Below are 15,559 nucleotides of genomic sequence, written 5' to 3' on the forward strand. Positions count from 1 at the left end.
ATGAGTTTATCCACCATTAGTATAAAAAGACCCGTTCTAACCATTGTCCTAAATGTTACCATTATTTTGTTTGGACTAATTGGATACAGCTTTTTGGGCGTTCGGGAATTTCCTTCAATTGATCCTGCTCAGGTTTCGGTTCGAACGAGTTACACGGGAGCCAATTCTGATATTATCGAATCTCAAATTACTGAGCCACTCGAAAAAGCTATTAACGCCATCGATGGAATTCGAAACATCACATCGTCGAGCAATCAAGGAAGTAGTAATATTACAATCGAATTTAATTTAGATAAAGATTTAGAAGAAGCTGCAAATGATGTGCGTGACAAAGTTTCGCGTGCTATTCGAAGTCTTCCGCAAGATATCGATGCGCCTCCTGTGGTTTCCAAGGCAGATGCCGATGGAGATGCTATTATATCGATGACCGTGCAAAGTGAAACTCGAAGCCAATTGGAATTGAGTGATTATGCCGAAAATGTCATTTCGCAAAGACTCGAAACGATCCCTGGTGTCAGCAGTGTGCAAATTTGGGGACAAAAGCGATACGCGATGCGTTTGTGGATTGACCCTGTCAAATTAGCTTCGTATGGCATAACTGTATCCGAAATTAGAGATGCCTTAAATGCACAAAACGTAGAATTACCTTCAGGGAAATTGACCGGTAGCAACACCGAATTGACCGTGAAAACAGTTGGAAATTTAGCTACTGCCGAACAGTTTAACAATATTATTGTCCGTTCGGAAGGCGAAAAAACAGTTCGATTTAGCGATGTAGGAACGGCAGTTTTAGGACCAGAAAATATAGAAACCAAGCTGAGTCAATCTGGCAAACCGATGATTGGTTTGGCCATTGTACCAATGCCAGGTGCTAACTACTTGGATATCTCCACTGAATTCTACAAAAAATTTGATGCACTACAAAAAGATTTACCGCGAGATATTAAACTAAATATTGCGCTTGACAATACGATTTTTGTTAAAAATTCAGTTTTAGAAGTAGCCGAAACACTAGGAATTTCGATCGTTCTTGTAATTTTAATTATTTATTTATTTTTTAGAGATTGGGCTATTGCATTTCGTCCATTAATTGACATTCCTGTTTCGTTAATCGCTACCTTCTTTATTATGTGGATGTTCGGCTTCTCGATCAATGTATTGACTTTGCTAGCGATTGTATTGGCTACAGGTTTGGTCGTCGATGACGGAATTGTAGTTACCGAGAACATATTTAAGAAGGTCGAAGAAGGAATGTCGCCAATTGAGGCAGCGATCAAAGGTTCTAACGAAATATTTTTTGCCGTAATTTCTATTTCAGTTACCTTGGCAGCGGTCTTTTTACCGGTGATTTTCTTAGAAGGTTTTGTGGGCCGACTGTTTCGAGAATTTGGGGTCGTAATTGGCGCCGCCGTACTTATTTCTGCCTTTGTCTCCCTAACATTGACACCCATGTTGAACGCTTATTTAATGAAAGGTGGAGAACAGAAAAAATCAAAATTTTATATAAGAACCGAACCGTATTTTGAACAATTAAATAGTGGTTATGCCAACGCATTGAAGAAATTTATGGCTAAAAAATGGCTGAGTTTTCCAATTATTATTGCCTGCTTTGGAATGATTTATTTGTTTTTTAATGTATTGAAAAAAGAAACTGCTCCTTACGACGATCGTAGCTCTATTGTGATGCGAATGGCTACGCCAGAAGGTTCCACCTATGAATATACCGATCGATTCATGCAAGAAATCTCTAAACTGGTTGATGATTCTATACCAGAGAAGAAAGTGGCTTTGGTGGTTTCCTCCCCTGGCTACGGTTCCTCTTCGGTCAACAGTGGTTTTGTTCGTATAACCTTGAAAGAAAAAGGCGAAAGAGAACGTTCTCAACAAGAAATTGTAGATAAACTTTCACAATGGACAAGCCAATATCCTGAAGCACGGACATCGGTTACCCAGCAACCCACAATTGCGGTAAATAGACGTGGAGGCTTACCCATTCAGTACATTATACAGGCACAAAACTTTAAAAACTTAGAAGAAAAAATTCCATTATTTATGGATGAAGCATCTAAAAGTGATGTGTTCTCCATGACTGATGTAAATCTAAAATTCAACAAACCCGAATTAAATGTGAGCATCGACAGAGAAAAAGCGCAAAGTTTAGGCATTTCAATTAAAGATATTGCACAAACATTGCAGCTTTCTTTAAGCGGACAGCGCTTTGGCTATTTTATTAAAAATGGCAAGCAGTATGAAGTTATCGGTCAGTTTGACGAAAAAGATCGCTCGAAGCCATTGGACTTAACGTCTATGTTTGTAAAGAACAATAAAGGAGAATTAATTCAGATGGATAATGTTGTTTCTATTGAGGAGCAAAGTAATCCACCACAACTGTACCACAATAATCGATACATGTCGGCTACGGTTTCTGCAGGTTTGGCTCCGGGAAAAAGTATCAGTGACGGTATCGAAGCAATGGATCAAATTAAAGCAAAGGTTTTAGATGATACTTTTACAACCGACTTAGGAGGCGAATCTCGTGACTTTGTTGAAAGCAGTTCCAATACCTCCTTTGCGTTTGGACTGGCTTTATTATTAATATTTTTAATATTGTCGGCACAATTTGAGAGTTTTATTGATCCACTTATTATCATTTTAACCGTACCAATGGCAGTAGCGGGTGCTTTATTTTCGCTTTGGTTGTTTGATCAAACCTGGAATATATTCAGTCAAATTGGTACCATTATGCTGATTGGTTTGGTGACCAAAAACGGTATTTTAATTGTGGAGTTTGCAAACCAACTCCGCGAACAAGGAAAAGATAAATATGAAGCAATAGTGGAAGCTTCAGAAGCGCGTTTGCGTCCTATTTTAATGACAAGTTTGGCGATATCATTAGGTGCTTTGCCAATCGCAATGTCTTTGGGAGCAGCTTCTACAAGCCGTGTGGGAATGGGAGTGGTAATCGTAGGGGGAACTATTTTCTCTTTGGTACTGACTTTATTTATAATACCAGCTTTATACTTTATGTGGTCCAGAGCACGCAAACATTATCCCGAATTTGACCATATTGATGAATACGAAAGAGAAATTGAAAAGCATTAAAACTATGAATTCTAATAAAAATATATTCTGTCTTTTCTTTGCCTTTCTATGTACAGTAGCAAGTGTAAATGCACAGGAACTTTTGACTATCGAAGATGCCGTAAAAATTGCATTAGATAATAATTTTGAAATAAAAATTGCATCCAATAATTTACAAATCAGCGAAAACAATAATACTATAGGTAATGCTGGTATGTTACCTATAGCAAAAGCATCAGTAGTTGACAACAACAGCATTGAAAACACGTCTCAAACCAGACAAGACGGTACATCTATCGCTTTAGATAATGCTAAAAATAATAATTTAAATTATGGAGTTGGCTTAGATTGGACTGTTTTTGACGGACTACGAATGTTCGCGAGAGCCGAGCAATTAGAAGAATTGAAAAAATTAGGTAAAAACGAATTAAAGAGGACGGTGTTGCTAAAAATAGGACAAGTAAATTTAAACTATTACGATTTGGTTCAGCAACAACAGCAGCTAACAGCTATAGATTCGAGCATTTCAATTTCAAAAGAGCGATTACAGTTGGCTAAAAACCGTTTTAGTATTGGAAAAGCTTCAAAACTGGAAGTACTAAATGCTCAAGTTGATTTAAATACTGATCAAGTTGCGCTTTTACGTCAGAAGGAAACTTATCAAAATACCAAGATACTGCTGAATCAGATCTTAGCTCGTGATGCAAACACACCTTTTACAGTAGTTGATGCTTTAAAAGTAAATGCACAACTAAAATATGATGAATTATTAAATTTATCTCAAAAACAAAATCCAGCTTTACAAGCACAAATTATTAACAATCGCATCGCAGAGCTGCAATTAAAGCAAGTAAAAGGAAATCGTTATCCGATTTTGACTTTAAATTCGGGTTATAATTTTGCCGATAGTAAATCAAGTTTAGGCTTTACAAGCCAAGCAAATTCGAAAGGTCTGAATTACGGCTTTACAGCCTCGATGACTATTTTTGATGGTTTTAACCAAAACAGAAACGAAAAAAATGCAAAAATTGAAGTGGATAATGCTCTTATTTCATTGGAGCAGCAAAATCAGTTTTTAATAGCTCAATTAGCAATTAACTATCAAACGTATTTAACTAATATTGATTTGATTAGCCTAGAAGCAAATAACGAAGCGATAGCGAGACAAAATTTAGATATTACAATGGATAAATTCAAAATTGGAACAATTACCACTTTAGAATTTAGAACTGCTCAATTAAACCATGTCAATGCAAAACTGCGGTACAGCAATGCGCAATTTCAAGCAAAATTATCTGAAATAGCATTAAAAGAATTGACAGGAACAATCAATTTTTAGATTAAATCAAGCTCTTAATTGCTACAAGAATGCTTTACTAAACTATAAAAAATTTCCAAAATATGCTGATTTTAAAATCAATTATGTTCTGGAAGCTTTTTTTACTTGTAAATAAAACACCTATTTTTAGAAGATACATTTTTGTTACAATTTTCTATCAATTAATTGAGGACAAATGAGTAGAAACTGGAGGTAAAATATCAAATAGACGCTATTATATTGAACAATAAAAAAGAAAAATAGTTTTAAACTCCCGTAAGCAATCGCTATATTTACATCTTGAAAAAAGAATAATAAAGTTACCATGAAAATATCGTACAACTGGTTAAAACAATTCGTTAAAATAGACAATACTTCAGAAGAAACAGCCGCTTTATTGACGGATTTGGGCCTTGAAGTTGAAGTTGTTGAAAAATACCAATCAGTCAAGGGAGGATTGGAAGGCGTTGTGGTTGGCCATGTCTTAACATGTGCAAAGCATCCCGACGCTGATCGTCTAAACATAACTACAGTTGATATAGGGCAAGCAAATCCATTACAAATTGTTTGTGGAGCTGCCAATGTTGCTACTGGTCAAAAAGTAGCAGTAGCAACTATTGGAACTGCTTTGTACGATAAAGAAGGAACTGAATTTACAATAAAAAAAGGTAAAATTCGCGGACAGGAGAGCCACGGAATGATCTGTGCTGAAGACGAACTAGGTCTTGGAACAGCTCATGACGGAATTATGGTTTTGGACGCAGAATTAAAACCAGGCACGCCAGTTTCTGGTATTTTTGAAATTGAAAATGATGAAGTTTTTGAAATTGGATTGACTCCAAACCGAGCTGATGCAATGAGTCACTACGGAACTGCTCGTGATTTAAGAGCTGGGTTGCTTCAAAAAGGAACACATGTTGAACTTATTACTCCATCCGTAAGTAATTTTAGAGTGGACATGCGAACGAATAAAATTGATGTTTCTGTAGAAGAGCCAACACTTGCACCTCGTTATTGTGGTGTTACTATTTCTGGTATTACGATTGAAGATTCGCCAAACTGGTTGCAAAATCGATTAAAGGCAATTGGCATTACGCCAAAAAACAATATTGTAGACATTACCAATTACGTGTTGCATGAACTAGGACAACCTTTGCACGCTTTTGATACTACAAAAATTAATGGTAAAATATCGGTAAAGAAATTACCATCTGGAACCAAATTTATCACCTTAGATGATGTTGAAAGAACATTAAATGAAGAAGATTTAATGATCTGTGACGATAAAGGACCACTTTGTATTGCTGGTGTTTTCGGAGGAAAAAAATCTGGAGTGACGGAAAGTACGACTTCTATATTTTTAGAAAGTGCTTACTTTAATCCTGTAAGCATCAGAAAAACAGCCAAGAGGCACCAGTTGAGTACCGATGCTTCTTTCCGTTTTGAAAGAGGAATTGATCCAACCATTACGGAATATGCTTTAAAGCGTGCTGCTCTGCTGATCAAAGAAATTGCTGGTGGTGAAATTACATCTGATATCGTTGATATCTATCCTAAGAAAATAGAAGATTTTTCTGTTTTTTTAAATTTCAAAAATGTTTCTAAAATTATTGGACAGGAAATTCCAAAAGATACTATCAAGAAAATATTAGTTTCTTTAGATATTAAAGTTAATAGTATTTCTGAAACTGGTCTTGGACTTACAATTCCGGCATACCGCGTTGATGTGCAGCGAGAAGTTGATGTAATTGAAGAGATTTTGCGTGTTTACGGATACAACAACATTAGCTTTTCAAATAAGTTAAACGCTACCGTTCTGAATTCACCTAGAACCGAAGATTACAAAGTTCAAAATAGTATTGCGGTACAGTTAAATTCGCAAGGATTTCACGAAATGATGAATAATTCATTGACCACTGCGAACTACGCAAAATTATCTTCTTTATTAAAAGAAGAACATAATGTAACCATGCTAAATCCTTTGAGTGTCGATTTGGCAACAATGAGACAGTCCTTATTATTTTCTGGATTAGAAGCAATCTCTTATAATATTAATCGTAAAAATTCTGATTTAAAATTATTTGAATACGGAAAAACATACCATAAATATTTGAATGGTTACGAAGAGCACAAACATTTAAGCCTTTTTATTACGGGAGACAGAAACAAAGAGTCGTGGTCTAATCCATCAAAATCAACCGATTTCTTTTTACTGAAAGGATATGTTTCTGGAGTACTATCACGTTTGGGAATTCAAAAGTTAACAAACAATCCAACAGAAGTTGACATTTTTTCAGAAGGGACTGCTATTTATTACGGACACGAAGCTCTTGTAGATATGGGAGTGGTTAAGAAATCGATTTTAAAAACTTTCGGAATCAAGCAAGACGTTTACTATGCTGATTTTAATTGGGATTTAATTTTGAAAATAATAACTGGCAAAATTAAATACACAGAAATTCCGAAATACCCGGAAGTACGTCGCGATTTAGCGTTGTTAATTGATCAAAATGTAACGTACGATAGTATTTATGCATTGGCCAAACAAACTGAAAAATCACTCTTAAAAGACGTTAATTTATTTGATGTTTATCAAGGTGCAAACTTACCCGAAGGTAAAAAATCGTATGCGTTAAGTTTTACCATTCAAGACAATGCTAAAACATTAACTGATGCACAAATAGATAAGATAATGGCCAAGCTGCAAAAAAGCTTTGAAACTGAACTAGGTGCTAATTTAAGATAATGAAATACTTTTAAATAAAAAAATCCGTTTCAAAACTAGTTTTGAAACGGATTTTTTATTGCTATAAAAATGAGTTAAACGCATTTCCAATTTAAAACTGCTTATTTTTGACTTTATTTAAAGCTGCTTTATAATTTTCATTAACCTTGTCCCAGTCGATGATTTTAAAAAAAGCATCAACATAATTTTTCTTTTTATACTGATAATCTAAGTAATATGAGTGTTCCCATAAATCTAACACCATAATCGGCAATCCAGGAACCAAAGCATTTTTCATTAGCGGATTGTCTTGATTGTCTGTCGTCGTAATTTGCAACTTCCCTGCTTTATCGACAACAAGCCATGCCCAACCCGAACCATACTGTTTCATCGATTTGTTTTTAAACTGAGTTGTAAAATTAGCATAAGATCCAAAATCTTTTTTTATGGATCCCGCAATTGTATCGACAGGTTCTGACTTACCTTTCGGACTCATACTTTTCCAATATAAGGTATGATTGTAATACCCACCAGCATTGTTTCGCAATGCAGCATCATTTAAATCTAATTTATAGAGCATTTCTTCAATTGGCATATTCTCGTACGCAGTTCCTGCGACAGCTTTATTCAAGTTATTAGTATAGCCTAAATAATGCTTAGAATAATGAATTTCTAAAGTTAAAGAACGAATCATTGGTGCTAACGCATCATAGGCATAAGGAAGCTTCAACACATCAAACGAACCTGGATCTGCCTTTACATCCAAAGGACTTCCAATCAAAACCTTTTCATCTTTAGTTGGTAATGGCACTTCAACCACTTCAATTAAATTGTCATCTTTACAAGAAAACAAACAAAGTGAAGCTGCAAAAAACACGGATAAAAGGAGATATTTTTTCATTAAGATAAATATTATTTTTGGTGGAATAATTACGTTATGCTTTAAAATGCTTCACTTAAGAAATCTTTTATTTAAGCATACCATTTACTCCATTTCAGTAATAGTGTTTACTATTTCTATGTAGGCCTCTTTCGCTTCAGCAATAGTATAATGACTAATTTGCATCCAAGCATTTGTCTTAAAAGCGTCTCTTAAATCAAAACTGTTCGAATTGTTGTATACAGCAGTTCCAAAAGTAGCTTGCTTGTAAAAAGCATATAAACGCAATTGCATGTCTGGTGCTAAGGAATTTTTTGTCATTTTCGAAGCACTTTCCACCGCGTCCGAAAAGCGAGTATCTAAATCTTTTACTGTCATTAAAGCTTTTTTGCTATAATAGTTTTACCACCTATAGCTTTTTGATTTAAAACTACATCAATTGGCGTACCGATAGGTAAAAATATATCAACCCTAGAACCAAATTTGATAAACCCAGCGTCCGTTCCTTGAACAACCTGCATCCCTTCTTTGGCGTAATTTACGATACGTTTAGCCAATGCACCAGCAACTTGACGGTATAAAATTGCACCAAAACTTTCGTTTTCTACTACAATTGTGGTTCTTTCATTTTCTTCGCTTGCCTTAGGATGCCAAGCTACTAAAAATTTACCAGGATGGTATTTACTAAATTTTACCAGTCCGCTAATTGCGTAACGCGTAACATGCACATTTAGAGGAGACATAAAAATCGAAATTTGAAGACGTTGATCTTTAAAGTATTCGGATTCGTAGACTTCTTCAATAACAACAACTTTTCCATCTACAGGAGCGATAATTGTATTAGAATCAATAATTGCACTTCTTTTAGGATTTCTAAAAAATTGCAAAACAATAATTAAAACTAAAAGTGCTCCAATTTGCAAGGCCATTCTCAACCAAACCATTTCAGTTATGAAATAATCGGTACCTAATAGTACGACTGCTGTGAAAATTGTTGCTAAAAAAATCGATCCAGTTCCTTCTTTATGAAACATAATATAAAATTTGATATAATAAAAATACAATTGGTGCTACAAATATAATACTATCTAAGCGATCTAAAACACCACCGTGTCCTGGCATGATGGCACCACTATCTTTTACTCCTGCCACACGTTTAAACTTAGATTCCACTAAATCACCAACGGTTCCAAAAATAGCTGCAATAATAGCGATATTAACCCAAACAGAGTGCGCTCCGTCAATATAATATTCTGAAATTAACAAGCTGGCAATAATGGTAAAAACTACTCCGCCTAGAAAACCTTCAATTGTTTTTTTAGGTGATATTTTTTCAAATAATTTATTTTTACCAATAGATTTTCCAACAATATACGCAAAGGTATCATTAGTCCAAATCAAAATAAAGATGCTTATGATGATCTTTGGATTATATCCTTTTATTCCAAATGGGATTTTAGTGATAAAAATGAAAGGTAAAACTATATAACCTACCAGGTAAAAATACTTCTGAAAGATATTAAAATCAACTTTATTATCATCAAATAAGAAAAAAATGCATCTCACCGTGGATAGTAGTGCAATAAACAACAGTATCTGATCGTAAGTGCGATCTAAATGATACTGATAAGCTAAACTATACAAAGCGGTCGCAAGTATGAACGGGAATATCACGTTCAGTTTAACTAGTAAACAAAATTCATAAACTGCGATAAGCAAAAATATACCGAATAGTAAAAAAAAGCTATCCGTTGAATATCGAATGGAAGCAATTAATAATATTATGTATACAGCTCCAGAAAGTGCTCTCTTGAGGGTCTCATTCATATTATAAATCTTCTAATAACAACAGATAGAGGTTTTTAGCAACGCTACCGTATTGTGTAAAATCTTCTTCTTTTGCTTTTTCAAAGTATTTCATAGCCGTGATATTGGTTGGAATATCTTTGTCGTACTTTCTTTTTATAGCACTCAATGCATCACTTTTAGTATGCAAAATTTGACTTGTTGTTCCTACAATTACAATATTTATAGGTAACTCGTTAGGTTTATGTTGTTTAATTTGTTTCGAAGAAAATAAAATAGATCCCTCTTCTGCAATTAAATTTTCGCAGGCCGCTAATAAAAATTTAGCATCTGTACTATTTTGAAACGGTATCTTATTTTCGTTTAAAAGCTTAAAAAGTCGAGGTTCATAGCATATCGCATGATTTTCAAACCAGTCGTTTTCTGCTAATATATTTTCGAATTGCTCACTAACTTCTTTTAAATTTTCACAATATAAAAATTTACCTCCATTTTTTTTAAAATTAAAAATGAACTGCTCGTCAGGTGAAAGCTCAGGATCAGTAGTGGGGCTATAATACTCGCTAGTGTTTTCCTCTTCGGATGCGTCGTTACTAGAGCCAAATATCTTTTTAAAAAAATTCATTATCTATGTAGTACTTTACAAGTTAGTTGAAAACGTTCAAAGATAAAAAAATCTTAATTCAAAAGTAGTTTTTGAATTAAGATTTTCTAAATAATCCTATAAATACGTATAGTTTACGAAACTTGCTCTTCTAAATTTTTATCAAAAGTACGTTTCCCAAAAATTGCTTCTAAATCGTCTTTAAAAATAACTTCTTTTTCTATCAGTATATCAGCCAATTGATTTAATTTGTCTTTGTTTGCCTCCAATAAAACGATTGCTCTTTGGTACTGACTTTCAATTAAAGCTGAAATTTCTGCGTCGATAACTTTTGCCGTTTCTTCTGAATAAGGCTTAGAAAAATTATAGTCACTTTGCCCAGAGGAATCATAATAAGTTACATTTCCGATTTTATCGTTCAAACCATATATAGTAACCATCGCTTTCGCTTGCTTTGTAACTTTTTCTAAATCGCTTAAAGCGCCTGTCGAAATACGATTAAAAGTAACTTTTTCGGCTGCTCTACCTCCCATTGTCGCACACATTTCATCCAACATTTGATCGGGATGAACAATTTGACGCTCTTCTGGTAAATACCATGCAGCTCCTAAACTCTGTCCGCGAGGAACAATAGTAACTTTTATTAAAGGTGCAGCATGCTCTAGCATCCAGCTCACAGTTGCGTGACCTGCTTCGTGAATAGCAATTGCTTTTTTCTCTGCAGGAGTAATAATCTTATTTTTCTTTTCTAAACCACCAACAATTCTGTCGACAGCATCTAAGAAATCCTGTTTATCTACGGCAGTTTTATTATAACGCGCCGCAATTAATGCTGCCTCGTTACAAACATTTGCAATATCAGCACCTGAAAAACCTGGAGTTTGTTTGGCCAAAAAGTCTAAATCAAGACCCTCTACTTTTTTCAATGGTGCTAAATGAACTTGAAAAATTTCAGCTCTTTCACGAACGTCTGGCAAATCAACATAAATTTGTCTATCAAAACGTCCTGCTCTCATTAATGCTTTGTCCAAGACATCTGCTCTATTGGTTGCAGCAAGTACAATGACATTAGAATTGCTTCCAAAACCATCCATTTCTGTCAACAGTTGGTTTAATGTATTTTCTCTTTCATCATTACCACCTGACATATTACTTTTTCCACGAGCTCTACCAACAGCATCAATTTCATCGATGAAAATTATTGCAGGTGCTTTTTCTTTAGCTTGTTTAAACAAATCACGAACACGAGATGCTCCTACTCCTACAAACATTTCCACAAAATCAGAACCTGATAAAGAGAAAAAAGGAACCTGCGCTTCTCCTGCTACTGCTTTCGCTAATAAGGTTTTACCAGTTCCCGGAGGACCTACAAGTAGAGCTCCTTTTGGAATTTTACCTCCTAGATTGGTGTATTTATCAGGGTTTTTCAAAAATTCAACTATTTCTTGAATTTCTTCTTTTGCACCTTCTAAACCGGCAACATCTTTAAATGTGGTTTTTATATCTGTCTTCTCATCAAAAAGTTTTGCTTTTGATTTTCCGATGTTAAAAATTTGACCACCGCCACCAGCTCCACCACCAGACATTTTGCGCATGATAAAAATCCACACACCAATGATAATGATAATTGGAAGTAAGCTGATTAGAATATCACTCCAATTGTTTTTTTGCAAGAAATTAAAGTCTTTCAGCTTCCCTTCGGTTACTGCTTTCTCTAATTTACTTTGAAATATCTGATCATTACCAATCTCTAATGTGTAGTGAGGACCTTTGTTAGGTCTATCAAATACATCCTTAGAAACCTTAGCATTTTCTTTCTCTTTTAATGCATCGGCATTCAAAAACACTTCAGCTTCGGTTTTATTATAAACCACCACTTTTTCAATTTGACCTTTTTCTAAAATTTTATTAAAATCAGAAGAAGTCAATTGTGCTGGTTCCTCAAAACTTGATCCTCCAGTTGCAAAACTTATAAATAGAAAAACTAAAAGTATTGCCGTGTAGATTAACCAAGGACTTACCTTAAATTTATTTGGATTATTATCTTTAGCCATTTGAAGAAAATTTCTTTAGTATTTGTTTTCGATTGAAGTAATTTTAGCATCACCCCAAAGACTTTCAATGTTGTAATATTCTCTGATGTGTTTTTGGAAAACGTGAACTACGATGTTGACATAATCCATCAAAACCCATTCAGCATTGTCAGTTCCCTCAACATGCCAAGGTTTGTCTTTTAATTCTTTAGATACGATTTTTTGGATAGAGTTAACGATCGCGTTAACTTGAGTATTTGAAGTACCGTTACAAATAACGAAATAATCACACACTGCTGTGTCAATTTCTCTTAAGTCTAGTATTTCGATGTCATTTCCTTTTACTTCTTCAATTCCTTTGATTATGTTCGCCAAGAGAACATCGTTATTAACAGCCTTTTTAGTCATGAATTATTTTATATAAGTTTGTAAAGTTACCAAATTTTGTCTTTATTTTTGAACCTTAACAAAATATTAAATTTATAAATTAAATTGTATAAATGAAACTAATCAAACTCGATGCCATAGATTCGACAAATGACTTTCTAAAATCATTAAATAATCAAGAGCAATTGGGGAACTTTACAATGGTTACAGCTGAAAATCAGACCAAAGGTAAAGGACAAAGAGGAACGTCATGGAACTCTGAAGTCGGTAAAAATCTAATACTAAGCGTTTTGATTAAAGATTTTATTTCTTCAAATGAGCACGTTTTTAATCTTTCCGTAATCAGTTCATTAGCTGTAATATCGGTGTTAGAACAATGGAATATACCGAATTTAAGTATAAAGTGGCCAAACGACATAATGTCATACAATAAAAAAGTTGGCGGAATTTTGATAGAAAACACTTTAAAAAGTGGCGGAACAATAAGTTCAATTGTAGGAATTGGTTTGAATGTCAACCAGAAGGACTTTGAAAGCTTACCAAAAGCATCTTCGTTGGCAGTTATTTGCAATAAAGAATTTGACAAATTTTTATTACCTGAATTAATTGCTACCCAAATCCAAGAATTGATCAATGAATGGAAAACGCAGTCGGAAAATTTATGGAAAATTTACTTTAATAAATTGTTCAAAAAAGGAATTCCCATGCCTTTTAAAAACCAACAACAAAAAACGTTTATGGGAATTATTGTGGGAGTAACGCCATTTGGACACTTACAAGTACAATTGGAGGATGATTCAGTTGCTTCGTTTGACATTAAAGAAATTCAGATGCTTTTTTGAGGAACGGTTAAAATTAAAGAGGTTCAAAGTTGAAAACCTTCAGAGCTTCAAAGATTAAATGATTCACACCATTCAAAGCCACTGCGTACTCAGCTTTAGAAGTCCGAGAAACTATTTTTTAAGCATAAAAAAAGTCCGTTTAGAAATTTTCTAAACGGACTTTGTTTTTTATAGCAATAAATACTTATAGTTTCGTCATATTTGTCGCGAGCGCTTCAATGAATTTTCCAATAGGTCCTTTAATCATCATCGCCATCATTGGGTTAAAATCTCCTTCAAAATCAAGTTTTACAGTACTTGATGCATCAGAAATAGATTCGATATTGGAAACCAAAGTAAATGGCAACTTATCGCTCGCAGCACCCAAAACAATTTTACTTGGTGCTACTTTCTCTTTCATTTTTAATTTTATTTCTGGCATACCTTTCAAACCAAAAATAAAAGCATCTTCTCCGATAACTTCAAATTTCGCAATGTTATCTGGCATTAATTTTTCGAAATTTTTCACATCACTCAACAAATCAAATAATTCTTGAGCCGATTTTGAAACGGTAACTGTAGGACTTTCTAAATTCATTTTATGTATATTAATTGTAAGTGATTCTTTTATTGATTCCAAGTTGCAGGATTAACGCTCCATTCTTGCAAAGTTTCTAAATCATCTTTAGAAATGTACTCTTTTGCAACAGCCAAATGTAATAAATTTGAGTAATTACTCAAAGTAAATAAATCGATGTTTGCTTCTTTAAAATTTTCTTCGGCAATACCAAAACCATACGTAAAAATAGCTGCCATTCCCAAAATATCAGCTCCTGCACTACGCAATGCCTCTACTGCAAGCAAACTACTTTTTCCTGTACTGATTAAATCTTCAACAACGACAACTTTTTGTCCCGCTTCAAAATAACCTTCGACTTGATTTTGTCTTCCATGTTTTTTTGCTTCAGGTCTCACGTACACAAAAGGAAGATCCATCGCTTCGGCGACCAAAATTCCAACGCCTATCGCGCCTGTAGCAACTCCAGCAATCACATCTGGTTTTCCAAATTGTTTTTCAATGCTCTCCGCAAAAGCGTCTCTAACATAATTTCTGATGCTAGGAAATGAGAGAATTAGCCTGTTGTCACAATAAATTGGTGATTTCCATCCCGAAGCCCATGTAAAAGGATTTTTAGGATTCAATTTAATTGCATTTATTTGCAAAAGTAACTCGGCTGTTTTTTCGGCAGTATCTTTATTAAAAATCATACTACAAATGTATAAAGTTTTTGTAAACGACAAACCACTTTTTTTGACAAATGAAATCTCCAAGGAGACTAATTTTCAATTATTCTTGCTTGAGAGCATCGATATTGAACAACTTATTGTGAAAATTTTTCAAAATAAAATTCAACAAGCTTATCTTTATCATCCTGATGAAAAAGAAATAATGAAAACTTTAAAATCTAAAATCCCTGTAACTAAGGCTGGTGGCGGTTTGGTCTACAACAAAAAAGGTGAAGTTTTGTTTATTTTTCGAAATGGCAAATGGGATTTACCAAAAGGCGGCACAGATAAAGGCGAGTTAATTGAAGACACGGCAATGCGGGAAGTTGAGGAAGAAACGGGCGTAAATCAGCTTAAAATTAAAAATAAGTTGCAAAAAACGTATCATATTTTCAAAAGAAATGGAAAATACAAGCTTAAAATTACACATTGGTTCGAAATGCACAGCACTTTTGACGGAGTTTTAGTTGGTCAAGAAGACGAAGGCATTGAAAAAGTAGCGTGGTTAAATCCAGAACAAATTCAAGAAGCGCTTAAAAATTCTTACGAAAACATCAAACTATTATTTGAAGAAGAAAAGATTGGAAAGTAAAAAGTATGCTGATTGAAATGAAAAA

14 protein-coding genes are annotated in these 15,559 nt (G+C 34.2%); 5 read left to right on the plus strand and 9 right to left on the minus strand.

Annotated features, from left to right (window positions below):
- The 3 genes from AP058_RS06330 (at position 1) to pheT (ending at position 7,145) form a co-directional block, all read left to right on the plus strand.
- Entirely contained in the window at positions 1–3,102 is a 3,102-nt protein-coding gene (locus AP058_RS06330; RefSeq protein ID WP_066308022.1) for an efflux RND transporter permease subunit, read from the plus strand.
- Between the two features lie 4 nt (positions 3,103–3,106).
- Complete coding sequence (locus AP058_RS06335) at positions 3,107–4,420, plus strand: TolC family protein (protein WP_066308303.1); 1,314 nt, start codon at positions 3,107–3,109, stop codon at positions 4,418–4,420.
- Between the two features lie 304 nt (positions 4,421–4,724).
- Positions 4,725–7,145, plus strand: coding sequence for a phenylalanine--tRNA ligase subunit beta (gene pheT / locus AP058_RS06340; RefSeq protein ID WP_066308024.1), 2,421 nt, complete (start codon positions 4,725–4,727; stop codon positions 7,143–7,145).
- Between the two features lie 91 nt (positions 7,146–7,236).
- On the opposite strand, the gene AP058_RS06345 is transcribed toward pheT, so the two are convergent.
- The 7 genes from AP058_RS06345 to rsfS all read right to left on the minus strand — a co-directional run bounded on the left by AP058_RS06345 (position 7,237) and on the right by rsfS (position 12,855).
- The gene (locus tag AP058_RS06345; protein ID WP_066308026.1) at positions 7,237–8,025 is read right to left on the minus strand and encodes a superoxide dismutase; all 789 of its coding nucleotides are present in this window, start codon (positions 8,023–8,025) and stop codon (positions 7,237–7,239) included.
- An 84-nt stretch (positions 8,026–8,109) separates the two neighbouring features.
- On the minus strand, positions 8,110–8,382 hold the full coding sequence (locus AP058_RS06350; protein WP_066308028.1) for an acyl-CoA-binding protein: 273 nt from the start codon (positions 8,380–8,382) through the stop codon (positions 8,110–8,112).
- Positions 8,382–9,038 carry a phosphatidylserine decarboxylase family protein gene (locus AP058_RS06355; protein WP_066308306.1) on the minus strand — a complete coding sequence of 219 codons (657 nt, stop codon included), beginning with the start codon at positions 9,036–9,038 and terminating at the stop codon, positions 8,382–8,384. The genes AP058_RS06350 and AP058_RS06355 overlap by 1 nt, the downstream gene beginning before the upstream one ends.
- Positions 9,028–9,831, minus strand: a complete 804-nt coding sequence (locus tag AP058_RS06360) for a phosphatidate cytidylyltransferase (protein ID WP_066308030.1) — start codon at positions 9,829–9,831, stop codon at positions 9,028–9,030. The genes AP058_RS06355 and AP058_RS06360 overlap by 11 nt, the downstream gene beginning before the upstream one ends.
- 1 nt (position 9,832) lies before the next feature.
- The gene (locus tag AP058_RS06365) at positions 9,833–10,435 is read right to left on the minus strand and encodes a lactate utilization protein B/C (RefSeq protein ID WP_066308034.1); all 603 of its coding nucleotides are present in this window, start codon (positions 10,433–10,435) and stop codon (positions 9,833–9,835) included.
- A 113-nt stretch (positions 10,436–10,548) separates the two neighbouring features.
- Positions 10,549–12,468: an ATP-dependent zinc metalloprotease FtsH gene (ftsH, locus tag AP058_RS06370; RefSeq protein WP_066308037.1), complete on the minus strand. Its 1,920-nt coding sequence runs from the start codon at positions 12,466–12,468 to the stop codon at positions 10,549–10,551.
- Positions 12,469–12,483: 15 nt separating this feature from the next.
- Positions 12,484–12,855, minus strand: a complete 372-nt coding sequence (gene rsfS / locus AP058_RS06375) for a ribosome silencing factor (RefSeq protein ID WP_066308042.1) — start codon at positions 12,853–12,855, stop codon at positions 12,484–12,486.
- 92 nt (positions 12,856–12,947) lie between these two features.
- Between rsfS and AP058_RS06380 the strand changes: the two genes are divergently transcribed.
- A complete protein-coding gene (locus AP058_RS06380) occupies positions 12,948–13,676 on the plus strand; it encodes a biotin--[acetyl-CoA-carboxylase] ligase (RefSeq protein WP_066308043.1) in 729 nt (242 codons plus the stop codon).
- A 184-nt stretch (positions 13,677–13,860) separates the two neighbouring features.
- Here the strand turns inward: AP058_RS06380 and AP058_RS06385 are convergent, their stop codons facing one another.
- Both AP058_RS06385 and pyrE read right to left on the minus strand, forming a co-directional pair.
- Positions 13,861–14,253 (minus strand): SRPBCC family protein, encoded by a 393-nt coding sequence (locus tag AP058_RS06385; RefSeq protein WP_066308308.1) that lies wholly within the window; start codon positions 14,251–14,253, stop codon positions 13,861–13,863.
- Between the two features lie 29 nt (positions 14,254–14,282).
- On the minus strand, positions 14,283–14,924 hold the full coding sequence (pyrE, locus tag AP058_RS06390; RefSeq protein WP_066308045.1) for an orotate phosphoribosyltransferase: 642 nt from the start codon (positions 14,922–14,924) through the stop codon (positions 14,283–14,285).
- A gap of 7 nt (positions 14,925–14,931) precedes the next feature.
- Between pyrE and AP058_RS06395 the strand changes: the two genes are divergently transcribed.
- Entirely contained in the window at positions 14,932–15,534 is a 603-nt protein-coding gene (locus AP058_RS06395) for an NUDIX hydrolase (protein WP_066308047.1), read from the plus strand.
- The last annotated feature ends 25 nt before the right edge of the window (positions 15,535–15,559 follow it).

This window comes from Flavobacterium sp. TAB 87 (assembly GCF_001529295.1).
Classification (GTDB): Bacteria; Bacteroidota; Bacteroidia; order Flavobacteriales; family Flavobacteriaceae; genus Flavobacterium.